24 protein-coding genes and 1 pseudogene are annotated in these 24,392 nt (G+C 33.0%); 9 read left to right on the top strand and 16 right to left on the bottom strand.

The genetic code is table 11. The features are described from left to right. Positions 1 to 188: 188 nt before the first annotated feature. The 10 genes from MWH06_02715 to MWH06_02670 all read right to left on the bottom strand — a co-directional run bounded on the left by MWH06_02715 (position 189) and on the right by MWH06_02670 (position 9,868). Positions 189 to 1,367, bottom strand: a complete 1,179-nt coding sequence (locus MWH06_02715) for a ribonuclease D (protein ID UPA55539.1) — start codon at positions 1,365 to 1,367, stop codon at positions 189 to 191. 680 nt (positions 1,368 to 2,047) lie between these two features. Then, positions 2,048 to 2,194 carry a hypothetical protein gene (locus MWH06_02710; protein UPA55538.1) on the bottom strand — a complete coding sequence of 49 codons (147 nt, stop codon included), beginning with the start codon at positions 2,192 to 2,194 and terminating at the stop codon, positions 2,048 to 2,050. Positions 2,195 to 2,488: 294 nt separating this feature from the next. After that, positions 2,489 to 3,199 carry a class II aldolase/adducin family protein gene (locus tag MWH06_02705; protein ID UPA55537.1) on the bottom strand — a complete coding sequence of 237 codons (711 nt, stop codon included), beginning with the start codon at positions 3,197 to 3,199 and terminating at the stop codon, positions 2,489 to 2,491. 63 nt (positions 3,200 to 3,262) lie between these two features. Then, the gene (locus tag MWH06_02700; protein ID UPA55536.1) at positions 3,263 to 4,513 is read right to left on the bottom strand and encodes a citrate synthase; all 1,251 of its coding nucleotides are present in this window, start codon (positions 4,511 to 4,513) and stop codon (positions 3,263 to 3,265) included. A gap of 80 nt (positions 4,514 to 4,593) precedes the next feature. Continuing rightward, entirely contained in the window at positions 4,594 to 4,863 is a 270-nt protein-coding gene (gene rpsT, locus MWH06_02695) for a 30S ribosomal protein S20 (protein UPA55535.1), read from the bottom strand. A 51-nt stretch (positions 4,864 to 4,914) separates the two neighbouring features. Continuing rightward, positions 4,915 to 5,502: a 1-acyl-sn-glycerol-3-phosphate acyltransferase gene (locus tag MWH06_02690; protein ID UPA55534.1), complete on the bottom strand. Its 588-nt coding sequence runs from the start codon at positions 5,500 to 5,502 to the stop codon at positions 4,915 to 4,917. Between the two features lie 193 nt (positions 5,503 to 5,695). Further along, complete coding sequence (locus MWH06_02685) at positions 5,696 to 6,682, bottom strand: tyrosine-type recombinase/integrase (protein UPA55533.1); 987 nt, start codon at positions 6,680 to 6,682, stop codon at positions 5,696 to 5,698. Positions 6,683 to 7,021: 339 nt separating this feature from the next. Then, positions 7,022 to 7,837 (bottom strand): transposase, encoded by an 816-nt coding sequence (locus MWH06_02680; protein ID UPA55532.1) that lies wholly within the window; start codon positions 7,835 to 7,837, stop codon positions 7,022 to 7,024. A gap of 201 nt (positions 7,838 to 8,038) precedes the next feature. Beyond that, a complete protein-coding gene (locus tag MWH06_02675) occupies positions 8,039 to 8,674 on the bottom strand; it encodes a DnaA/Hda family protein (protein ID UPA55531.1) in 636 nt (211 codons plus the stop codon). Between the two features lie 129 nt (positions 8,675 to 8,803). Next, on the bottom strand, positions 8,804 to 9,868 hold the full coding sequence (locus MWH06_02670; GenBank protein ID UPA55530.1) for an AI-2E family transporter: 1,065 nt from the start codon (positions 9,866 to 9,868) through the stop codon (positions 8,804 to 8,806). A gap of 484 nt (positions 9,869 to 10,352) precedes the next feature. Between MWH06_02670 and ispF the strand changes: the two genes are divergently transcribed. From ispF to MWH06_02655, 3 genes are all read left to right on the top strand, one after another. After that, positions 10,353 to 11,672, top strand: coding sequence for a 2-C-methyl-D-erythritol 2,4-cyclodiphosphate synthase (ispF, locus tag MWH06_02665; GenBank protein ID UPA55732.1), 1,320 nt, complete (start codon positions 10,353 to 10,355; stop codon positions 11,670 to 11,672). 352 nt (positions 11,673 to 12,024) lie between these two features. Then, positions 12,025 to 12,285, top strand: a complete 261-nt coding sequence (locus tag MWH06_02660; GenBank protein ID UPA55529.1) for a transposase — start codon at positions 12,025 to 12,027, stop codon at positions 12,283 to 12,285. 14 nt (positions 12,286 to 12,299) lie between these two features. Beyond that, complete coding sequence (locus MWH06_02655; protein ID UPA55731.1) at positions 12,300 to 13,181, top strand: IS3 family transposase; 882 nt, start codon at positions 12,300 to 12,302, stop codon at positions 13,179 to 13,181. Positions 13,182 to 13,303: 122 nt separating this feature from the next. Here the strand turns inward: MWH06_02655 and MWH06_02650 are convergent, their stop codons facing one another. The 4 genes from MWH06_02650 to trmD form a co-directional block, all read right to left on the bottom strand. Beyond that, positions 13,304 to 14,101 carry a phosphoribosylformylglycinamidine synthase subunit PurQ gene (locus MWH06_02650; GenBank protein UPA55528.1) on the bottom strand — a complete coding sequence of 266 codons (798 nt, stop codon included), beginning with the start codon at positions 14,099 to 14,101 and terminating at the stop codon, positions 13,304 to 13,306. 6 nt (positions 14,102 to 14,107) lie between these two features. Continuing rightward, positions 14,108 to 15,358, bottom strand: a complete 1,251-nt coding sequence (locus MWH06_02645) for a phosphate ABC transporter permease PstA (GenBank protein UPA55527.1) — start codon at positions 15,356 to 15,358, stop codon at positions 14,108 to 14,110. Between the two features lie 248 nt (positions 15,359 to 15,606). Beyond that, entirely contained in the window at positions 15,607 to 15,984 is a 378-nt protein-coding gene (gene rplS / locus MWH06_02640; GenBank protein UPA55526.1) for a 50S ribosomal protein L19, read from the bottom strand. After that, on the bottom strand, positions 15,968 to 16,678 hold the full coding sequence (gene trmD, locus MWH06_02635; protein UPA55525.1) for a tRNA (guanosine(37)-N1)-methyltransferase TrmD: 711 nt from the start codon (positions 16,676 to 16,678) through the stop codon (positions 15,968 to 15,970). Before trmD ends, rplS begins: the two co-directional genes overlap by 17 nt. A 74-nt stretch (positions 16,679 to 16,752) precedes the next feature. Between trmD and MWH06_02630 the strand changes: the two genes are divergently transcribed. Next, a complete protein-coding gene (locus MWH06_02630) occupies positions 16,753 to 17,475 on the top strand; it encodes a phosphoribosylaminoimidazolesuccinocarboxamide synthase (GenBank protein UPA55524.1) in 723 nt (240 codons plus the stop codon). Here MWH06_02630 and purM read toward each other — a convergent pair. Next, positions 17,472 to 18,509: a phosphoribosylformylglycinamidine cyclo-ligase gene (gene purM, locus MWH06_02625; protein ID UPA55523.1), complete on the bottom strand. Its 1,038-nt coding sequence runs from the start codon at positions 18,507 to 18,509 to the stop codon at positions 17,472 to 17,474. The two genes, MWH06_02630 and purM, sit on opposite strands and share 4 nt — an antisense overlap. Before the next feature lie 133 nt (positions 18,510 to 18,642). On the opposite strand from purM, the gene MWH06_02620 reads away from it, so the two are divergent. Then, complete coding sequence (locus MWH06_02620) at positions 18,643 to 18,936, top strand: hypothetical protein (protein UPA55522.1); 294 nt, start codon at positions 18,643 to 18,645, stop codon at positions 18,934 to 18,936. Between the two features lie 83 nt (positions 18,937 to 19,019). Next, positions 19,020 to 19,223, top strand: coding sequence for a hypothetical protein (locus MWH06_02615; protein UPA55521.1), 204 nt, complete (start codon positions 19,020 to 19,022; stop codon positions 19,221 to 19,223). Positions 19,224 to 19,357: 134 nt separating this feature from the next. Here MWH06_02615 and MWH06_02610 read toward each other — a convergent pair whose 3' ends face one another. Then, positions 19,358 to 19,687, bottom strand: coding sequence for a hypothetical protein (locus MWH06_02610; GenBank protein ID UPA55520.1), 330 nt, complete (start codon positions 19,685 to 19,687; stop codon positions 19,358 to 19,360). 79 nt (positions 19,688 to 19,766) lie between these two features. Here MWH06_02610 and MWH06_02605 point away from each other — a divergent pair, with 79 nt between their 5' ends. From MWH06_02605 to MWH06_02595, 3 genes and pseudogenes are all read left to right on the top strand, one after another. Beyond that, positions 19,767 to 20,582: a transposase gene (locus MWH06_02605; GenBank protein UPA55519.1), complete on the top strand. Its 816-nt coding sequence runs from the start codon at positions 19,767 to 19,769 to the stop codon at positions 20,580 to 20,582. A gap of 956 nt (positions 20,583 to 21,538) precedes the next feature. Next, positions 21,539 to 22,556, top strand: a pseudogene (gene hemE, locus MWH06_02600) (uroporphyrinogen decarboxylase). Between the two features lie 745 nt (positions 22,557 to 23,301). Further along, complete coding sequence (locus tag MWH06_02595) at positions 23,302 to 24,117, top strand: transposase (protein ID UPA55518.1); 816 nt, start codon at positions 23,302 to 23,304, stop codon at positions 24,115 to 24,117. The last annotated feature ends 275 nt before the right edge of the window (positions 24,118 to 24,392 follow it).

The raw sequence follows: 24,392 nt of genomic DNA, 5'->3' as shown, positions 1-24,392 counted from the left end.
CGGTTGTTAACACCAACGCCGCATCGGTCGCACACGCCCGTGATAGCTCTATTCCTATAGTGAGTAGAGTTATCTTCCCTCTTGTTTCTTTTATAACCTATTTTTAACTTACAACCGCCGCGGTATCTCTTAACATAGATCCCGCTAACACGTAGCGGGATGACGATTGTCGATAAATCTAAGTTACTTTAGCAACAGTTATTCTCCACCACATTACTCCGAATTTTAGTTGTATTATTTGCAGATTTCACTGCTGAAATCTCAAATTTTGAGCTTGTGTTCAGAAATAATTCGATTGACCTGCCAAAAAAATCGTATCTCCACCCCTTGAATAGTTTATCTATCTGCCCAGATATTGACCCGGTTAACTCATCTTTTGAAGAAACTAATTTCCTTGATATATTACTTTCTTTACATTTACTATCTAAAATAATTGAGAGTATATCGAATACAGATTTGTCACAATTATTCGGTAAGATGCTGTTTTGCTGCATCCAATTTTTTTCATTTTCATTAAAAATATTCACAAACTCTAGTAAATCTGCATCTTTTATATTTTTTGCATTCCTCTTGAGATCATCTAAAATCTCATCAACATGCTCTACATTTTTTTCAATAAAACCAGCTATGACAGCATTATTAATTACTTTATTACGATTCATATTATAGCGCTGTGCTAAGGTCTCTTGCCATTCACTAACTGCTTTAACAGTTAATACCAATCTTGGATTTGCTTCATAATTAAATTTAATTCTCTTCCATGCATCTTTTGGACTATGTAAATACTTATTTATATTAACTATTGATTCCATCTCTTCTTGAAACCAACACGTCCTATTATTTTCTTCAAGTTTATTGCACAATATTTGGTATAAGTCATATAGGTGTACCACGTCGTTTATTGCATAGTCTAACTGATCCTTGGACAACGGACGCCTTAACCAATCTGAATTTTTAGCTTTAATTTTATCCAGCACTACTCCTTGATATTGCTCTACTACTTTTGAGTAACCAATAAAGTCATGATAATAATGACAAAACATAGCGGCAACTTGGGTATCAAAAATGGGAGTGGGAATACATTTAAACACAGTGAGTAAGGATTCTATATCCTGCCGGCAGCTATGAAACACTTTGGTTATCCCCTGATTTAGCATTATTTTCTTAATGAATGATAAATCAATTTCTGGCACTAATGCGTCTACAATAAAACTCTTCTCTCCGTAAGAAATTTGAATTAACGATAATTTTGGGTAGTAGGTTAAATTATTTCTAATGAACTCCGTGTCAACTGCTATAAATTTCGGCTTTTTTGCTATTAATTCTTCACACGTATCTTCCAGCTCTGATGTTGTACTAATTAGCATATATTTTTCACTTGGTGGTTCTACTTTATCTGACCTTACCCAGAAAAAGTAGAGAAAAGTTAAGACATTTTTATCATGAGAATGATGCATCAAATTGTACAGGAATGCAATAATTAATAGTAGAATGCCTACGTTGTTTGTTATAAAAGATTTCTATGTATTCAAATATGGCAGTTCTGGTTTGTTGAGCGAGAAGTATCAATAAGCAGCTCCCTTTTGAGTGAACTTTTCTGCAACAGAGTTATCGTAACAATATCCCTTATGGCTCATGCTGGAAATGATGTTTTTTGTGTTCAATAGAAATTGGTAATTTTGAGAGGTATACTGTGACCCTTGATCGCTATGTAACAGCAGATTTTTATCGGGTTTGCGCTCATTAACGGCCATCAATTTGGCTGATCAGTGGTGAATCTTTGATCCAATATGTTCGGAGCCACAACTTGGTCGCTTATTTGCTGTTTTTTATTTTTGAACCTTGCATCACACTTTGTACTGTTTTAATTTTTGCCTAAAGCTTTTAATTCAGCGTGAATTTTAGGGATCTGCATTTGGATGCTTTTTTTGAATATCTGCTAGAAGCCCATCTCTTGCTAATTCCTTACTGCTTTTTCCCTTAGTAACCCATACCACCAGCAGATATGTCTAAAACCCTACATAGTTCCTGTATTTTATAGCAATTTCTATATAAAAGAATACTTTACTCTTTTTGTTTGGTCAGGGCTTTTTTTTATGTCTCTTTCTCTTGTTACTCTTGCTAGTTCTTTTTTTAGATCAAATCTTTCTTTGTCATAAGGAGCTTTGTCTGGAAATGCGTATGCTTCTGACATTTTTCCATCATATTTTCTTACTTAACATACTGCCATCTATGCCTAGATCTTTTTCTATTTTTGTACTTCTGTTTCTTTAACCAGCTTAACAGCTTCTAATTTGAATCCTGCTGCTTCTATTTGCCATATTTTGAAAAAACGTTTTATTTTACTCCAAAAACGTCTTAACTTTCTCTCTACTTTTTCTGGGTAAGGTCAGAGTATCCACTTTAACCTCTCTAAATTTGCTCATAACCTCTTAACTTGACGCGTATGATTCCCTACTTGGATGACAGATAGTAGTGCGAAAGCCTCTTACAACTTACTTTTAATTAGTCTAACCCATGCGTGCCAATCCCTCTCACCAAGATTGCTTTCAAAAGATAGGAGATCCTTTACAGCTTTTGAGCAAATTTCTTCACTTGGAATTGATAACTCCCTATTCATTGCTAACGTTAAACATTGAGTTTTGCACGCTTGTTCTAAATGATATGTGTAAAACATTGCTTCTTGTATAGTACGACCACACGTTATAGATCCATGATTGCGCATTAACATGACAAAATTTTCTTTCAGATCAGCTATTAACCTCTTTCCTTCTGTATTGCTAAGTGCTAGGGAGTTATAATTATGGTAAGAGATTTTATTGTAAAAGTGCAGTGCCCATTGACTTATTGGAAGTAGTCCATCTTTTAGAGAAGAAACTGCTACAATAGAAGGTGTATGCAGGTGAAAAATTGCTTGAATGTCTTTCCTTGCTTGATAAACAAAACCATGAATTATATAGCCAGTTTTATTATATTGATATTCTGTACCCTCAATCACATTTCCATCTAGTGATATTCTCATCAATGAATTTTCATTCACTTCGTCAAAGCGTATACCAAATGGGTAAATATAAAACGACTTTTGATCTTCAGAACGTACCGAGAGGTGAGTATATGTATGATCATCCAGTTTAAGGTAAGACAAAATCTGATAGGCATAGACTAGATCCCTTTTTACTCTGCTCTTTGTTAACAACACAATCCTCTGTTAGAACCTGTACATGATCTCAAAGAAGGAATAAAGAATGAAGTAAAAATAAATTTATTTACCAAAATAGAGTTGCCTTGGTCTACAGATCTTAGTTTCTTTATCATTTATCATTTCATACCACTGAGTAACCCAACCAGTGGTTCTTGCAAGTGCAAAAATAGGCGTGAACATATTTGAGGGAATATCGATAGCATTCATTATTATACCTGAGTAAAAATCAACATTTGGATATAACTTACGCACGATAAAATATTCATCCTTTAAAGCTATTTCTTCAAGTTTTTTTGCAATTTTGAGCAATTCATTATTTTGTTCTAGTTTACTTAGAACCTCATGACAAGCATCTTTCAATATCCGCGCGCGCGGATCATAATTTTTATAAACACGATGTCCAAATCCCATCAATTTAAATGGATCTTTATCATCTTTAGCTTTTTCGATGAATTCATCTATATCTTCACTTTGCTCTATCTCTTTTAGCATATTTATAACTGCTTCATTAGCTCCACCATGTGCTGGTCCCCAAAGTGTAGCAACTCCTGCAGAGAGGCTTGCAAACAGATTAGAACCAGCCGATCCCACCAATCTGACAGCCGCCGTAGAAGCATTCTGTTCATGATCAGCATGGAGAGTAAATATTTTATCCAGAGCTTTTGCAAAAAGGGCACTTTTATCATTATCGACAGCATCGCAAAATATCATCTTTAAGAAATTTTCACTGTAACTTAATTCATTGTTAGCATTTATGAATTCCTGATTGTTGATATGCCTATAAATCATTGCAACAATTGCAGGAACTTGTGCTATTGCAGAAATTCCAAAATCTAAATCTTCACCATTGGCATTGTTGCCATGTGTTTCATGGTAAGATGCTGACAAATTTGCAAAACATGCAACTAAAATCGACATAGGGTGAGCAGTTTTTGGAAATGCTTTGATTACATTTGTAACTTGCTCTGATACTTTGGATGATTCTTGTATTTTGAGAAGAAATTTTTTGTGTTGCTCTGAATTGGGTAGTTCACCATAGAGTAATAAATAAATCACAGCAGTAAAACTATTATTCTCTGCCAAATCAGCTATATCATGTCCCCTATATTTAAGAACTCCTTCATCTCCATCAATAAATGTAATCGAAGAAGAACATGAAGCTGTGGAAACAAACCCCGGATCATAAGTGAATAATCCTGTCGTCTTATATAAATCCTTGATATTTAACACGTCAGGACCTATTGTTCCACTTAATATGGGTAGCTCAATTTTTAATCCATTACTTAGTTCTAATAGCACTTTTTTATCCATTACTTAAGCTACTTAAATTTTATACAGAATATACAAACTGAAGAGTATATATTAATACAGTTAACTTTACATTAACCGTATTAAGCGGTCATCAATGCTTTTACTTTTGCATTTAAGCGACTTATTTTACGCGCAGCAGTATTCCTATGAATAACACCTTTATTCACACACTTGTGTAAATTAGATTCAGCATTCCGAAATGCCAGAACAACATTTTCTTTGTCGCCAGACTTGATTATATCAACCAATTTTCTAATAGCGGTGCGAGTTTTACTTTTCCGCATCTTATTTATTAAAGTGCGCTTTGCTATTACCTTTATCATTTTTTTAGCACTCTTATGATTTGCCATATATTAATACCTAAAATACTGTACTTTTTTTTTAATTATAAAGTTTTTTTGTTAATTTGCAATATCAGTTTTTTCTATGGTTAATCTACTGCTTCTCTCTTCAATAATTTTTTCTAAATTTTGCAAGAATTCATTTTTGTTTAACCCAGGATATATTGGGGGCAATATTTCTATTACTGCCTTTCCGGGATTCTTTCTCAGAGAAAGTATGCTTTTTAGCCAAAACAAACCAGTGTTTAAAGCAACCGGTAACACAGGAACAGATAATACGCTATATAAAGCAGCAATACCTGGTTGATATTTTATATTTTGGTTTATAGTCGTTCTTGTACCTTCAGGAAATATTATTATGCTTCTATTTTCTTTTATACGCATTTTTGCTAGTTTAATTATATGGCGTATAGAACTGATACCATCTGAACGATTAATAAAAATCATTTTCAGCGCTATAAGATGCAAACCAATGAATGGAATCCATTTCAATTCACGTTTTAAAATAAAAACCGCTTTTCTAAATAGTAGTATAAAAATAAATGTTTCAAATGGAGATTGGTGTTTAGATGCAATGATAAAAGGTTGCTTAGGAATGTTTTCCATTCCCCTCACTTCATATTTAATGCCACATAATAAACGCAGCATGAGTAATACAACTTTCACCGAACAGACGAGGAAAATGGTTATTACGTACTCAGGAAAGAAAATTACAGGGAGAGCAACTAAAGTATAGAATACTTCCCATAATATAAGGAAGAAATTAAACAATAAACTTGAAATCACAAACTCACATAAACTTATTTGAATTTAACTTTACTACAAATTAAAAGCAATAAGTTTAATTATTGCTCATCTGAGTAATAGGATGCGAATCAGCTAATTTGTCCTTTAACTTTTCGTTAGCAATATGAGTATATATTTGTGTTGTAGAAAGGTTAGTATGGCCAAGAACTTTCTGTATCAACACAATATTTGCTCCGCTATCCAGTAGATGGGTAGCAAAAGAATGCCTAATCACGTGTGGAGAGATCTTATTTTCATCAATATTGCATTTTCTTGCTAACTCCTTCATTAATTGACCGACCCTCTGCCTTGTAATTGGTTTATTAGGTTTATCACCTGGGAATAGCCAATCGGATTCCTTTCCGTTAAGGATCAGATTGTCACGAACTGATAAATAATTTCTAAGGCTCTGCAATGCTTGTTCATTAAAAAGAATTTGCCTCTCTCTACCACTTTTTCCTTTTATTATTATATAGCATTCTTTGTTATTACTGTTTATTAAATGTGACACTTCACATAACTTCATATCAATTAGTTCAGAAACACGCATTCCAGAAGAGTAAAGGATATCTAAAATCGCACATAGCCTTTTACTGCTTATCTCTTTATTCGATTCGCTTGCTGATTTTCTCACTGTGTCCATTAGCAAAAATATTTCTTCGACATTTAAATACTTAGGCAAAGGACGAGAAACTTTTGGATTCTTTAACTCAACATCATTAGCCGGTGCTGGATTAAAATCTATTATTCCGTCATTAAATAGACACTTATAGAAATTTTTCATAGCGGATATTTTTCTTGATATAGAGCTACTTTTATATTTTTTTTGTGTACATAGAAATTTCACATAATCTTTAATATTGGTTTTGTTTGCGCCAACCAAGGTAGTGTCGCTTTCTAATAAAAATTCTTCAAACTGGTGTAAATCCGAACGATAACTTTCCAGAGTATTTTGTGTAGCGGACCTCTCTGAAGCTAAAGCATCTATGTAATATGTTATGTAAAGATTTTCTTTTTTATTTTGCGACTGTTTATTTTTCATTACCAGCTCCTATATTTATTTCTTTGGCTATAATTTGATTAGAAGTATTCCCTGTGTTTCTTATGAGAAAATATGAGACAAATAAGGCATTTATCAATAGAGTGAACATCACAAACTTTTGCTTTAACCTTTTTTTAAATTTAATCTTACTTTTATCATAGTTAAATTATAACGTCAAATCTATAAAAAACACCTTATAAAGTGAGCTCTACTATAAATATAGAATACTTCTTAGCTGTATCTATATTTATTATAATATTTATTATAATTCTAACATAAGACCTGCTGCGAATCAAGCGATAAAAAAAAGGAAAGGAGGGTGACTAAAATCAAGGTTAACTAAAAGGCGTGCTTAAGATTTACAATACCAGCAATAATATTGAACCTCAGGTTATATTTTTTCTGAAAATTGCGATAAACATTCGACATAATCTTAAATATCTTTATCTCTCGGATCTTGTTTTCTACTCTCATTCTAAATGATGCTAATCTTCTATTATGCTCTGGAGTTAATGGCTTTTTACGATACTTTTTATATGGAATTATAACATTGCTTTGCAATTTTTGCCAACCTTGATATCCAGAATCGGCATGTTTTATGCTATCAAGTGGTAAATATTTTTCTTGTTTCCTTATGCGGAAATCACTAATTCTACCACGGTATGACTTTGACACTGATAAAATTCTTCCTCCTTCTTCGATAATAATCTCAGTTTTCATAGTGTTGGTTCTTTTTTTTCCTGAATATGATTTCTTCCGTTTTTTACTATCTTCTGGTCTCTGTATTTGCTGTTCTGTAACATCAGCCAAAATCTTCAGTATTTTTTCTGGCGTCATACTTCTATCTTTTGTTATAGTCACTTTTTTGGCGAGTAATGGCTCTATTCTCTTAAGTAACCTACATACATTTGCGTTGTGTACATTGAATAGGCATCCTAAAAATCTATGTGTTATGTAAGTGCGATAGTACAAAATTACGCAAAACAACTTATCTTCCAGAGTTGGTAGTTTTGATCTTCTACCATGACACTTTTTCTGTTTTTCCCATCCAGACCTCACTTTTTCCACTACTTTTTCGAACTCCTCTATAGTTAAACCTGTTATATTACGAAAGTTTCTTGGGTGTTTTTTCATATTATAGTAACTAAAGCTCATTTTTTTTCCTTACTTGATCTGCTTATTCTTCTTCTACCTCTCTCACATCATTTTTTCAATCACCTTTTTCAGCAGGTCTATAGACAGATAGAGATTTCAATTACGTTAGTGTTATGGGTGTTAATAAATTTTTAATATATACCTTTACAAAAGAAGAAATCAAATGACATCTTTTTTTAATAAAGTGCTAATAAGAAGAAATCAAATGACATCTTTTTTTAATAAAGTGCTAATAAAAGGAACGGTCACATTTGACCCTATAGATTCATTATCTATCTTCTCTATAATTTTATCAATGCTATAGAAAGAACGTTCTATTCTTGCTAAAATATAATTAATCACTTTTAAATCAATTTTTAACTGTTTATCTGAAAATCGTTTTATTAGCATAATTCTTAATAATTCCTCGCTTGCAGGCAAAATTTTTACGCTGGTAGTTGACAATATTCGGGAGCTTAAATCTCTTAGTTTGAAGTTAAGCTTTTTTGGTGAAATTGAAGAAGTGATTAGCAGCCTCTTGTCACTTTCTTTCATGTAGTTGTAACAATGTAATAACATTGCTTCATCTTTAATGTTTTGTACGTCTTCTAAAATAAAAGTATCGCTATATCTAATCTCGCTTACGAAGTTATTCACATTGATAAAAATTGCATCGTTTATTGATTGCCAAATATGAGCAAGATGAGTTTTACCGGAGCTTTTAGGTCCAAAAAGAATCAGACATTTCCAAGATAAATCATCAATTACTGAATTATATATGTGCTTATTTTCATCTAAGATGATGTAATTTTGCCGACTATAATCAGCTTGATTGTTGTTAAATAAATTTAATTGCACATTAAACCTCTTACGTAACCTCTTTCTGGTAGTAATTTTTGCACAAAAATTTACTTACACTCCTCAAATGTGTCAGGTATTCTGGATTCATTTCTCCTCTTACCATAAATTGATTATACAAAAGGTCTGTTAGCCGTTTTTATAAAGCTCACTTTTAAAATATTTATTGATTGCATATTCTACTGATACATTGAACATTGCTATTATTGGAATAAAAAGTAATATACCTGTAAATCCAAAATATGAAGCGCATATAGTAATTCCCAGAATAATTACAGCTGGATGTATATGAACTTTTTTTCCTATTAATAAAGGAACTAATATGTTTGAATCTATTAATTGTCCAATACCAAATAATAGCAAAACAGCAGCACTTTCAAACCATCCACTAAATTGAGTGATAGCGCTCAAAAAACCAATAATGGTATATAATAATGGTCCTACGTAAGGTATAAATGTTAATATTCCTGATAAAATTCCAATAACAATAGAGTGTTTCAATCCGATTATGCTCAGGCTCACAGAGTAAAAGACCATCATGACAATACATACATTTACCTGCCCCTTTAGATAACTAGATATAATGAAATCTACTTTGGAAAAATAATCTGCAATTTTTCCCCTGTAAGGAATAGGGATTAATTTATTAGCTTTTTCTATAATTAAAGGCCAATCACGTAATATATAGAAAAACACTACAGGAGTAATCACCATTAATGATACTGTGTTAAAGCTTGAACTTAACACTTGGATTATAAAGTTACTAGCGATATCAAGAGCATTCATGAAATAAGATACATAGTTGCTGTAATTTTCTGCTAGGTTTTTAGATAAGTGATCAAATAAGCTATCCTCGATTTTTATATTAAGAAATTCTAATACAGAGGGGATTACTTTAAGCTTTAATGAAGGCACTTTACTCACTAAGAAATTTAATATTGAGGTAATTTGAACATATATAATAGGTAAAACATATGTTATAACTAGTATAAAAGCTATTAATAAAACAAGTATTATAAAAATTACAGAATATAAACGCGGTATTCTATACTTTTCAAACTTGACTACTAGCGGATTAAATAAATATGCAACAACAATGGATATTAAACATGGAAAAATCATAGGACGCATCAGGAATAACACCCCTATTATAAAAAGCAGTATAAAACAAATAGTTATATGACGTTTTTGCATGCTTTTAGCATAGTCAATTTACTGAAAAATATGCAATTTATTTTTCCTATGTTGAAAGTATTTGACGATTTGTAATACTATTTATTACTTCTGTTAAGTAGTAGTTTTTTGTTAAGAATATGGAATTTTAGGCATAGAATTCCCCCATGTGAAAAAAGATTCAGAAAAAATGCAGTGCCATACGACAGAGATTAAGCATGTGTGTGCACCCACATACGCTGAAGAAGATACGCTACATTTTTAACTGAATTTTAGATGCGTAATAGAAAGGCCTGCAGGCAAAGATAGATTTTGAGCTCTCTAAATATCTCTTTTGCTATTATAATTATGCTAATTAAGTAGGGGAAGTAATTTTTTATATAAAGTCAAAAATTTTTTTGAAAAGAATTTGGGGTAAAGAGGGAAGCCTCTGCAAAGAGAAAATAGGCTCTTCTTAATCCTATTGAAATTTTAGGTAGCCTGCTATTATACACTTATGCTGAAAATGATAAATATGCACACTAACAGACTTAAGAAATACAAAATAGCAGCATTAATAGTTGCAGCAGGAGTAGGCAGTAGATGTAGTAACACAATTCCTAAGCAGTATACAAAACTTGCAGGTAAATCTGTTTTATTTCATGCAATTAAAAGATTTCTGGCTAACCAATATATAGATTACATAAGAATAGCAATTAATAGAGACCATGAAAGTTTTTATAGGGAAGCGGTGGAGCTCTTGTACAATCATTATTTAAGTGAAAAATCAGCGGTACACTCCTTCCAGCGCGTAACGCTGGAATCTAGAAAAAAAGAAACAAGTAGTCAAGCTACTTGGATGACAGGAGGTGTAGACACTAAATTACTAAGTCCAATATATGGAGGAGAAAGCAGGCAAAGTTCAGTTAAACTAGGGCTTGAAAGCTTACAAAAAATTAACCCAGATTTTGTAGTTATACACGATGCTTGTAGGCCTTTTGTGTCAAATGTTCTGATAGATAACTTGGCTCAGTCCATGATTAATGATCAATATACAGGAGTAGTACCAGCAATAGAAGTCGAAGACACTATGTCATTGGTGGGTAATAATTTCGTTGAATCTACGATTTCAAGAGGAAAACTCAGAGCCATACAAACTCCTCAAATTTTTAATTTCAAAGAATTATTATCGTGCCATCAATCAGACAAAGAATTTACTGACGATTCATCACTAACGGTAGAGCACAAAAAACATGTTGCGATTATTAAAGGTGAGAAAAGCAATTTTAAGTTAACCACAAAAGAGGATATCAATATGGCAAAGCTTCTCTTTGAAGAGCCAAAATTTCGTGTCGGAACTGGTTATGATATACATAAGTTCATTAAAGTTCAAAATGGTGCTGAGAGCTTTATAAAAATTTGCGGTGTGAAAATTGAACACAACATGGCAATAGAAGCGCACTCTGATGGTGATGTTGCAATACATGCAATCGTTGATGCAATACTCGGAGCACTGGGATGTGGCGATATAGGAGAGCACTTTCCTCCTAGTTCCTCTGAATGGAAAGATTGCAATTCATCTCACTTTCTTGACTTTGCTGCTAAAAAAGCAAAGGAAAAAGGGTACAGCGTGTCTAATTTAGATATTACTATAGTTTGTGAGGAGCCTAAAATATCGCCTTACAAAGTAGAAATGAAGAAATTCATATCAAAAGCATTAGAAATTGGTGATGAATTTGTAAATATTAAAGCAACTACTGCAGAAAAATTAGGTTCTATTGGAAGAAATGAAGGAATAGCAGCACATGCTTCTGTGTTATTGCATACAAACTTTTATTGGAAATAGAGACGAAAAAACTTACTTGACAAACTCCACCAGCCCCCTTGTCATGAAAGTGAAGCTATTTTATTTAACTTCGCAATCTCTGCAGCAGATTAAAATGACAAGAAAACTTGTATTTGGCGTACTATTGTTTAATTTTTTGCACTATGTGCACCGTATGTCTTTATAAAATTTCTAGGTTTTTACCTACATAAGCTGAAGCGCGCTTATAAAGCGTTCAAGACATCACCCAACGTCAAATTTTAAAATAGAGAGTGTAATAACTAGCTACCACGGGTTTGACCTTACCCAGGAAAAGTGGAGAGAAAGTTGAGACGTTTTTATAGTAAAAAATGTTTTCATAAAGAGGTGCAATATGACAAATGGAAGAGAGTATACAGCAGAGTTCAAAGAAGAAGCTGTAAAACTTTTCAGAGAAAGGGGAGAAACAATTTCACAAATAGCAAGGGATCTAGGTATAAATCCCGGTATATTAGGTAAGTGGATAAAGAAGTATAACGAGAAAAAGTCAGCAGTAAATGCATTTCCGGGCAGGGGTAACGTAGCGCCTTATGATAAAGAGAGATTTGACTTAAAGAGAGAGTTAGCAAGAGTAACAAGGGAAAGAGACATTTAAAAAAAAGCCCTGGGATATTTTGCCAGTCAAAAAGAGTAAAATATCTTTTTATAAAAGAGCATAGCAATTGCTATAAAGTACAAGAATTATGTAGAATTTCTGGTGTATCTGCTAGTGGTTATTACAAATGGCTTGCTAAAAAAATAAGCAATAGGGAATTGGCAAAAAAAGATCTATTAGCAGATATTCAAAAAATACATCAAGTTTCTAAATGCAGATATGGTGCCCCTAAAATTCATGCTGAATTGAAAGCTTTAGGTAAAAATTACAACATCAAAACAGTGCAAAATGTTATGAAAGAAAATGGCATTAAGGCTATACTTAAAAGAAAATTTAAAACCAAGAAACGGCAAACTGACAATAGAGTCATAGTTCCCAATATATTAGATCAAAATTTTATTACCGATCAACCAAATAAAGTGTGGGTGACTGATATTACTTATATAAGAACCAAGAAAGGATGGCTATATTTGGCAGTAGTAATCGATCTATATTCACGTATGGTAGTTGGCTGGTCGATGAGTAGCTCAATAAATAAACAGTTGGTTATTGACTCTTTGTTAATGGCCATTTACAAGCGTAACCATCCCAAGAATCTACTATTACATAGCGATCAAGGTTCACAATATACTTCAAAAAATTACCAAAATCTACTAGCTATAAAGAACATAGTTCCTAGCATGAGTCACAAAGGCTATTGTTACGACAATTCCGTTGTAGAAAGTTTCTTTAGTTCTCTGAAAAGAGAGTTATTAATAAATACTGCTAAGTACTCCAAACAGTCTATTAAAACTGCTATATTTGAATATATAGAAATTTTTTATAACAAACAACGCAGACATTCTACTATTAACTATTGCATCCCTGAGCTTTTTGATTCATCATTCTCTTTGTAAAAACATTCCCAACTTTCTCTCCACTTTTCCTGGGTAAGGTCATAATGTCGTTGCCCGGTTTGTCTTGATGAATTTGGTTGAGACTTTTCACAATTTTAACCATAAACCCCTACCAATAAATTTTAACAAAAATACTTTAGTGCATTTTCAAATATAAGCATTCCATCACCATATTTTGGCACAGCAATACCTAAACGCTTGCTCTTTTCTTTTTCAAGAGGCCAATTATCTTGCTGAGTAAAAAATATTCCCCTCTCTGGATGGGGCATTAAAGCTAGCACTCTTCCACTTTTATCTGATAAAGCTGCTAGGTCGTATGTAGATCCATTCGGATTGTAAGGAAATTGTAGGTTAGCATAGTTGCCATTTTCATCAATGTAACGTAATGCGGTGGAATTGCTCTCAATCAATTGGTTCAAAATATCTTGATCCATAAAAAATTTGCCTTCTCCATGAGCAATAGGGAGATATAGTTCACTCAGGCCCCGTAGCCAAACAGAATTACTCTGCGGATTAACTCCCACTCTAATCCAACGGCATTGATAATTGCCTATATCATTATGGATTAAAGCTAGACTAGAGAACTCTGGAATTAATTTTACTAATATCTGACAACCATTACATATTCCTATAATCAGCTTGTCCTGAGATAAAAACTCTTGAAATTCATCCAACAAGTTGTTTTTAATACGTAAAGCAAACGCATTACCAGCACCAGTGTCATCACCATAGGAAAAACCTCCTGGAATTGCAAGTATATTGCTTAATTTCAGTTCACTTGGATTATCTATGATATCATTAATGTGAACGATTTTTACTTCAATATTACTAATACCAAGTTTTCTGCTGCATTCCATAAATGCAAATGCGGTTTCTTTTTCGCAATTTAAGCCATAACCAGATAGGACTGTGATTTTCATGAATTGCTAAAAATTAAAAAATTCGAATTTCTTTTTTACAAAATTTGCTACTAAATTTAACGCAAACAACACCAATAATAAAGCTATAATTGCAATAGCAGCAAGTTCAATAAATGCAATTTCAGGACTACTTGACCATATGTATATTTGTACAGGCAGAACAGTCGCCGGATCGAAAAAAGACGTAGGTGTATCAGCAATAAATGCCACCATACCTATCATAAGTAAAGGGGAAGATTCACCTAAAATCCTTGCAATTGCAAGCACAGTACCATGTATTATTCTTGGTAACGCAATCGGTAAAGAGTGATCTAATATCACCTTGATGTGAGGCGCACCAAGCGCAAACGCTGCATCTTTTATCGTAATAGGAACATTCGCAAAGGCATTTTTTGTTGCAATTATAATATTAGGTAACATCATAAATGAAAGAGTCATTCCACCAACAAGTGGTGAAGAGCGTGGTAGCCCAAATATGCCAAGATAGAGAGTTAAGCCCACTACACCAAATATTATTGAAGGCACTGCAGCAAGGTTATTCATGCTAATTTCTACAATATTAGTCATTAGCCTATTTTTAGGCATAAATTCGTAAAGACAGATGCCCGACATAATTCCTATTGGTAATGCTAATGCTAGGCACACTATAATTGTCATTAATGAACCGATAAATGCCCCTAAAATTCCTGCATTTTCAGGTTCACGAGAGTCAGATTTAAGGAATAAAGACTTATTAAAAAATTTTTTCACTCTCCTCTTTTCTTTTAGCCAACTAAGTAATTTAGCATAACGATCATTCAAATGTTTATCTTTATTTATTGAATTAATTATACTTGACGCGGTAAACCAGATCTCATATTCACCACTATCTTTTACTTTCTTACGAAAAAATTTCTCTAGTTCTTTGTAAGAATTACGACTTAAAATTTCGTCACTGTCTTTAAAATCAGTTCCTTTAAACACCTTACGTAAAGAATCGTTGAGTAAGCCAATGGACTTATACCGCAAATCACTAGGATTATTTGTTAAAGTAAGATCAGCACTTATTTCAATTGGCAATAAAACTTTCGTTACTGTTAAGGCACTGTAAGAGTTAACTAATATACTCAACAATATACACACAGGACAGCCAAGTGAGATAACTAGTGCCGTGAAAGAGCAAAAGCGTAACGCTCTGTTCTTTTTATTTTTCCTTTTTATACGAGCATGTACACGCCTTGACTGAAGTAATTTTAGGAATTTTTTCTTTATACTCATTTATTTTTCCTGGATCCTATCGTCAAGCCCACAGCTGTACAAACGTCAGTTTAATAAATGTTGATGTCATGCAAGCAGCTGACACTGGAATCCAGTTATAAAAATATTTACAAATCAGGCAATTGGTAACAGGCTCCATGCTAAAAACAACATCCATGATATAGAATAAGGTAGATCCCAGTATCAGTTACTTGGATGACACTGGGGAAGTGCTGGGATGACACAATTGACATCACTCCCTATTATATCTACTTAGATTTCTTTTTAACATAAGTAGTACGCTCTTTGATCCTTGCAGCTTTTCCAAATAGTTTGCATAGATAATACAGTTTTGCTCTACGAACCTTTCCTTTTCTTGTCACTTGCACTGAAACCAGTGCAGGAGAATAAACAAAAAATTGAGACACTATACTTTCTCCATGGCTCACTTTTCTGACTGCAAAAGAAGAATGTAACCCGCGATTCCTTTTTGATATACATACACCTTCAAATATCTGTATACGTTCACTTGCACCGTCAACTACTTTAAAAGTGACCTTCAAATCATCGCCGGGACGAAATTCTGGTATTTCTCTAGCTAACACTTGCATTTGCTGTTCGTTAAATTTTTTAAGTAAATTTGTCATTTATCTCTCCATTCAATAATTCAGGCCTACGCTTTTTTGTTATAACATGAGACTGCTTCTGCCTCCAATCACTTATTTTTTTGTGATTGCCAGATAACAAAACCTCAGGTACTTTATATCCCTTCCACTGCTCAGGTCTAGTATATTGAGGATATTCAAGTATACCACCACCATAATTAAAACTTTCTTCAGTAATACTATCGGTATTATTTACTACACCTGGAAGAAGTCTAATGCATGCATCGAGAACCACCATCACAGCTGGCTCACCTCCCGAAAGTATATAATCTCCAATACTTAACTCATAAGGAGTATACGCATCAATTATCCTTTGGTCAATACCTTCAAATCGACCACACAATATTGTTATATGAGGAAACTCTAATAATTCTCTGGCAATATTCTGATTAAACTTAGTTCCAGATGGAGTCATGTAAATAAACTTAGTGTTTTTATGAACAGAGAACATACTATCTACTGCATCACCAATTACATCAGAACGCATAACCATTCCTGCTCCACCTCCATATGGAACATCATCCACAGTTGAATGTTTATCTTTCGCAAAAGAACGAATATTTATTACTTCAAGGTTCCATATTTTTTTCTCTAACGCTTTTCCGGCAAGAGAATAGTTCAAAAACCCGGGGAACATTTCTGGAAATATGGTTAATATTGTAACATTGAATGCCATTAAGGTTTATTTTAAGTTATTTGGGGCTATACTCTAAGAACAGTAAATTGATATAATATATAGTTAAATTAAATATGTCACTGAATAAAACGATATATGAAGGTAAAGCCAAAGCCATTATTGAAACTGAAGACTCATCAACTGTTATACAGCACTTTAAAGATGATGTTACAGCATTCAATAAGGAAAAATATGAAATTATTGAGGGCAAAGGAATAATTAATAATCATGTTAGTGCTTTTATCATGGAAAAACTTGAGAAAGCAGGAACTAGCACGCACTTTATAAAAACTCTAAACGAAAGAGAACAGCTAGTCAAAAAGCTCAAGATAATACCTCTTGAGGTGGTAGTTAGAAATGTTGCAGATGGCAGCTTTTGCAAACGTTTTAATATCAAAGAAGGTGAGGCACTTACATCTCCTATAATCGAGTTTTTTTACAAAAATGATGACCTAGCCGACCCAATGGTGAATGAAAATCACATACTGTATTTTGATTGGCTATCTAGCAAAGAAATGGATGAAGTTAAAACTACAACTTTAAAAATCAACGAAATCTTAGTCCACCTATTTTCAAATGCAAGTATATATTTAGTTGATCTCAAGTTAGAATTTGGCAGATTAATAAATGACAGTACTAAAATCATTTTAGCCGATGAAATCAGCCCTGATAACTGCAGGTTATGGGATAAAAATACTTATAAAAAGTTAGATAAAGACGTCTTTCGTTTGAATTTAGGAGATTTAAAGGAAGCGTACCTAGAAGTTGCAAAAAGACTGTCAGTAAAGTTAGACTAACTAAATACTACTCTATCAAGTGGAGGGTTACATGCCTCATCAAGTTTTCCAATAATTTCAATTTTTTCTCCACGTTTTTGGAAATGATTTTTCACGTTTTGCATATTCTCAGGACTTACGATCAATACCATGCCAATACCACAATTAAATGTTTTTAGCATTTCTTTCTTCTCTATTTTACCCTCCTTTGTTAGCCATAAAAATATATCTGGCCATTTCCAGGAATTAATGTCTATGTTTGCAAATAAGTTTTTTGGAAGAATCCGCAGAATATTATCTATCAAGCCACCACCTGTTATATGTGCGATGCCTTTTACCTTTGGCATAATAGGCAACAAAGAATCAACATATATTTTTGTTGGTTCGAGCAACACTTCTTTCCAAAGCTGATTATTCCATGGAGATGAGTCGTTATAATTTATACCTAAGCCTTTGAAAATATGGCGCACCAAAGAAAACCCATTTGAGTGAATTCCACTTGACTCTAAGCCAACTATATAATCACCTACTTTCATCATGCTACAGCTTGGAAGAATTTGCTTTCGATCAACTACACCAACCACAAACCCTGCAAGGTCATAGTGATTATTATCATACATTCCAGGCATTTCTGCAGTTTCCCCACCAACCAATGCTATTTTAGCTCGCTTGCACCCCTTTGCAATGCCTTGGACCACAGATAATAAAACGTCTTTGCTCAAAACGCCTGTTGCAAAGTAATCAAGGAAAAATAAAGGCGTTGCTCCTTGTGCAAGTAAGTCATTTACACACATTGCAACTAAATCTATACCTATAGTATCATGCCTATTCACTTCTTGAGCTATCAACAGTTTCGTACCTACTCCATCAGTTGAGGAAACAAGCACTGGATGGTCATATTTCTTACTTAGTGCAGCAAAATCAAACAACGCAGAAAATGAACCTATTTCGCTGATTACTTCTTCTCTAGTAGTTTCTTGAGCAATAGGCTTGACTTCTTTTATTAACTTATTATATAGTTCAAGATCTATTCCTGATCTGGTATAAGTATTCATAATCCTTCTATAAATTTTAAAATTGTTAATACTATATTAATGCCTTGATATAAAAAGTGCAACGAAACTTTCTCTTAATTGACTATTATATGCTTACCAATATAGGGTAACTTAAATCATTTATAATTATCCAATGAATAAAAATACCAAAAACATACTGTTAATAACGGAACTGCTATCAGGACGGCTGCTTCATGACTTTGCTAACTCTATGAATGGAATAATGTTTGGCTTAGAAGAGCTTGAAGTAATAGATAAGAACGATGCTGATGCGCAGAAGGAAGCGTTGTCGTTGCTTAAAGAAAGCTCCGATGATTTAATATATAAACATAAAGTTATGAAGCAGGCATATTCTTCTTCAGCAGATAATTACAGCTTTGATCAGACCAAATCTAATATCGAAAATTATTTATTAAAAAAAAAGTAAAGCTTACGTGGAAAATAGACGCACACTCTGCAAAAAATAAGGAAGATTTAATTGAAAAGATAAATAAGATAATTTCTAATATGGTGCTAACTATAGCCAGCGCAGTGGCGGAAGTTGAACTAGTGTCTGTTTTACTGAGTCAAACAGAAGATAAAATGCTATTAACTATAAAAATTCTAAATGAACACAAACCAATAAGCAAATCATTAGTAGACAAATTAATCAAAAAAAATGACACTAATTTAAATACAAAAGATATTAATATCTATATGGCTCTTTATTATTAGAGTACTATAACACTGAAATGCATTGTACTTGCGAAAATAATTTGCTGGAGATAGGTTTAACTATAACTTGAGTTGCATATTTGGTTATTACAACTTTTTCTTCGTTTCAAGGCAACCGACAAAGGGTACCAAATCTAATTTTTGTAATCACTTAAGTCTAGTACTATTTTATTAATGTAGCGCTCATTTGCATCTTTGATGATAAACTTCATACCATTTTTATATTTAATGACTTCATCTACAGAAGGCACTTTACTAGCAATCGAAAGAATCAAACCACCAAGTGTAATATAGTCTTCTTCAGGGTCACGTAATTCTATTTTTAGATCCTCTTCTATATCCTTTATAATAACCCTTACTGACACTTCAAACTTATTTTGAGACAATTCAGTAATGGTATATTCTGAATTTATTTCGTTCTCACTATCAATGTTTGGTATTAGCTCCTCTATAAGATCGGTCATAAGACCTGCTGAAAAAGGTGATTGAAAAAATGATGTGAGAGAGGTAGAAGAAGAATAAGCAGATCAAGTAAGGAAAAAAATGAGCTTTAGTTACTATAATATGAAAAAACACCCAAGAAACTTTCGTAATATAACAGGTTTAACTATAGAGGAGTTCGAAAAAGTAGTGGAAAAAGTGAGGTCTGGATGGGAAAAACAGAAAAAGTGTCATGGTAGAAGATCAAAACTACCAACTCTGGAAGATAAGTTGTTTTGCGTAATTTTGTACTATCGCACTTACATAACACATAGATTTTTAGGATGCCTATTCAATGTACACAACGCAAATGTATGTAGGTTACTTAAGAGAATAGAGCCATTACTCGCCAAAAAAGTGACTATAACAAAAGATAGAAGTATGACGCCAGAAAAAATACTGAAGATTTTGGCTGATGTTACAGAACAGCAAATACAGAGACCAGAAGATAGTAAAAAACGGAAGAAATCATATTCAGGAAAAAAAAGAACCAACACTATGAAAACTGAGATTATTATCGAAGAAGGAGGAAGAATTTTATCAGTGTCAAAGTCATACCGTGGTAGAATTAGTGATTTCCGCATAAGGAAACAAGAAAAATATTTACCACTTGATAGCATAAAACATGCCGATTCTGGATATCAAGGTTGGCAAAAATTGCAAAGCAATGTTATAATTCCATATAAAAAGTATCGTAAAAAGCCATTAACTCCAGAGCATAATAGAAGATTAGCATCATTTAGAATGAGAGTAGAAAACAAGATCCGAGAGATAAAGATATTTAAGATTATGTCGAATGTTTATCGCAATTTTCAGAAAAAATATAACCTGAGGTTCAATATTATTGCTGGTATTGTAAATCTTAAGCACGCCTTTTAGTTAACCTTGATTTTAGTCACCCTCCTTTCCTTTTTTTTATCGCTTGATTCGCAGCAGGTCTATTGAAATTAAACCATCAGTTCCACCATATTCATCCAATACAATAGCTAAGTATGATTTAGAAGATTTCATCCTAACAAAAAGATTAGTTGTCTTCATCGAGGACGGAACAAACACTACGCTTTGTATAATATTTCTCAGATTAAAATTTTTGTCCCCATTAAAAATAACATCTTTTATATAAAAAAAGCCTATTACGTTATCAAAGTTATTTCTATAAATTGGTATTTTAGTGTGGCAAGTGTTTTTTTTATCTTCTTTACTATTTCACGCTCGCTTGACTCAATGCCTACTGCGCATATCTCTGTACGTGGAGTCATTATATCCATTATACCACAATCGCGGAATTTTAATAGACCATTAAATATATTAAGGTCTAGCAGATCTTTCATTCATGCTTCGGTCGCACACTTTTTCAACACAGAAGCTTTTTTGAAAAGGAAGAGAAAAATTCCATATGCTATTTTTTCTACTAAGGTTCCTTTTTTACTCAATTTATTCCCTGTAATGGCAAAAACGTTTTCAGATCAGATTTATCAAGAAAACTGTTATTAAATGTTTAATAAGCATGTGAATAATGTCAAATTAATTTGTGAATTATTTGTTGATATAAAATATCAACAATTGATCAACAATTTTTTCAACGACATATACATAGTTATGTAACAATGCATAATGGTAAAATGTTTTCCATAAAAGAAAATTACTAACACTCTGAATATCTTACTTATACACATAAATCATAACAGAAAATCAATAGCATATAGAAGTTGTTAACATATTTATCCACAAATTAAACAACGCCAATTTTTACTGAATTTTAAGTTAGTAACAAGTTGTTGATAGAACTATTATTACTGCTATACTTTAATATACAGAAGAATAGGTAAAATAGATTGGAAAGCAGCAAAACAACAATAGTAGAAATTATCAAACAAAATGAGCCAGGTGAAAGAGTGCCTATTTGGCTAATGCGTCAGGCTGGCAGGTCTCTTCCTGAGTACCGCAAAGCAGTGGAAAATATGAACAATTTTATGGAGATATGCTACAACACAGATTTAGTGACAGAATTGACGTTACAGCCAGTGATAAGATTTGACGTGGATGCGGCGATAATTTTTTCAGACATTTTAATAATAGCTGATGTTTTGGGTTGTAACGTGAATTTCCTGCGCAATGTGGGCCCGAGAATAAAACCTATAAAGAATCCTAAAGAATTGAGAAGTCCACAAGACATTGAAGCTAAAATTTTACCAATTCTAAACGCTATAAAGAAAGTCAGAAGTCAGCTATCAAAAAAAAAGCCTCTTATAGGATTTGCTGGTGGACCCATGGACAGTAGCTTCATATCTCATAGAAGGTGGAAGCAGTAAAACTTTTTCCAAAGTATTAAATTTTTACCCTTCTTATTTGAAGGAAATAATTGAACGAATAACGGAAGCAACGATTATTTATCTAATTAAACAGATAGAATTTGGAGCAGATGTTATTCAGCTATTTGACAGTAATGCTGGTGCATTATCGGAACCATCGTTTAAAGAATATGTTATCGAACCAACAAAGAGAATTACCTTGGCAATCAAGGATAGATTTTCTGATTTTCCAATAATAGGATTTCCAAGGTCTGCTGGAAATCTTTATAAGAATTACTGCGAACAAACAGGTGTATCTGCAGTAAGTATAGATTATAATATTCCAATAGAATGGGCGGAAGCGAATCTAAAAATCCCTCTACAAGGAAATCTTGATCCTAATCTTTTAGCCTATAATAAAACGGAAGCAATAAAAGAAGCAAAACGTATAATAGATTGCTTTAGAGATTCACCCTTCATATTTAATCTCGGACATGGAGTACTCCCTGATACTCCAGTTGAAAATATTGCTGAGTTAGTGGATTTTGTAAGGAATTACTAAAACCCCTACATGAAAAGCCTTTATTGTGGTGAAACGAAAAACTTCCTTGACAAACTCCACCAGCCCCCTTATCATGAAAGTAAAGCTATTTATTTATCTTCGCAATCTCTGCAGTGGATTAATGACAAAAAACTTAATGTATTTGGCGTAAATCATGCTTAATTTTTTGCACTATGTGCACCTCATGTCTTTATAAAACTTCTAGGTTTCTACCTATATAAGCTGAAACGCGCTTATAAAGCGTTTAAGACAGTAAAAGACGTCAAATAGACAAGGGAGAATTTGAATACTAGCCACCCTGGGGTTTCTTTGCCTTTTTTTCCGCTCAGTAAATTTCTTAACGTTTATAATTTAGGTTAGTTGCATTTAAAAGCGGCTGAATCGTAGCGTTTAGAATAAAAAACGCCAATATTTTGAAGTACATATAAATAACTAGTTAACCATGGGGCTTCTTTTGCCTTTTTTTTATTTGGTAAATTTCTTAATGTTTATACGGAAGGTGTCATTCCAGCGCTCTTTTTTTGTCATCCAAGTAGCCCTCTTCTTGTCATGTCAGTGCTCCCTTTCTTGTCATCCCAGTGCGTGACACTGGGATCTAATTTTTTATGCAAAATTACTATATTTATATACTTGCAAATAGATACAATTTGAAATAATTTATACTATAGACCTGCTGAAAAAGGTGATTGAAAAAATGATGTGAGAGAGGTAGAAGAAGAATAAGCAGATCAAGTAAGGAAAAAAAATGAGCTTTAGTTACTATAATATGAAAAAACACCCAAGAAACTTTCGTAATATAACAGGTTTAACTATAGAGAAGTTCGAAAAAGTAGTGGAAAAAGTGAGGTCTGGATGGGAAAAACAGAAAAAGTGTCATGGTAGAAGATCAAAACTACCAACTCTGGAAGATAAGTTGTTTTGCGTAATTTTGTACTATCGCACTTACATAACACATAGATTTTTAGGATGCCTATTCAATGTACACAACGCAAATGTATGTAGGTTACTTAAGAGAATAGAGCCATTACTCGCCAAAAAAGTGACTATAACAAAAGATAGAAGTATGACGCCAGAAAAAATACTGAAGATTTTGGCTGATGTTACAGAACAGCAAATACAGAGACCAGAAGATAGTAAAAAACGGAAGAAATCATATTCAGGAAAAAAAAGAACCAACACTATGAAAACTGAGATTATTATCGAAGAAGGAGGAAGAATTTTATCAGTGTCAAAGTCATACCGTGGTAGAATTAGTGATTTCCGCATAAGGAAACAAGAAAAATATTTACCACTTGATAGCATAAAACATGCCGATTCTGGATATCAAGGTTGGCAAAAATTGCAAAGCAATGTTATAATTCCATATAAAAAGTATCGTAAAAAGCCATTAACTCCAGAGCATAATAGAAGATTAGCATCATTTAGAATGAGAGTAGAAAACAAGATCCGAGAGATAAAGATATTTAAGATTATGTCGAATGTTTATCGCAATTTTCAGAAAAAATATAACCTGAGGTTCAATATTATTGCTGGTATTGTAAATCTTAAGCACGCCTTTTAGTTAACCTTGATTTTAGTCACCTTCCTTTCCTTTTTTTTATCGCTTGATTCGCAGCAGGTCTTATGTTAAGAGATACCGCGAATGAATCGCGGTATGACGTAGGGCTACAGGTGTCATCCCAGTGCCTAGACACTGGGATCTAGCCTTTATTATTTGGTTGAAATTAAGTCTTCTGGATCCCAGTGTCAGCTACTTTCATGACATCATCATAAAGTAAACCAGTGTCACGCACTGGGATGACAAGAAAGGAGCTTGCATGATAGGAGAATTGGATT

The sequence above is a fragment of the Wolbachia pipientis genome, from assembly GCA_023052945.1.
Taxonomy (GTDB): domain Bacteria; phylum Pseudomonadota; class Alphaproteobacteria; order Rickettsiales; family Anaplasmataceae; genus Wolbachia.
The sequence above is the reverse complement of the archived record's forward strand: the minus strand, read 5'-3'. Positions and strand labels throughout refer to the sequence as shown.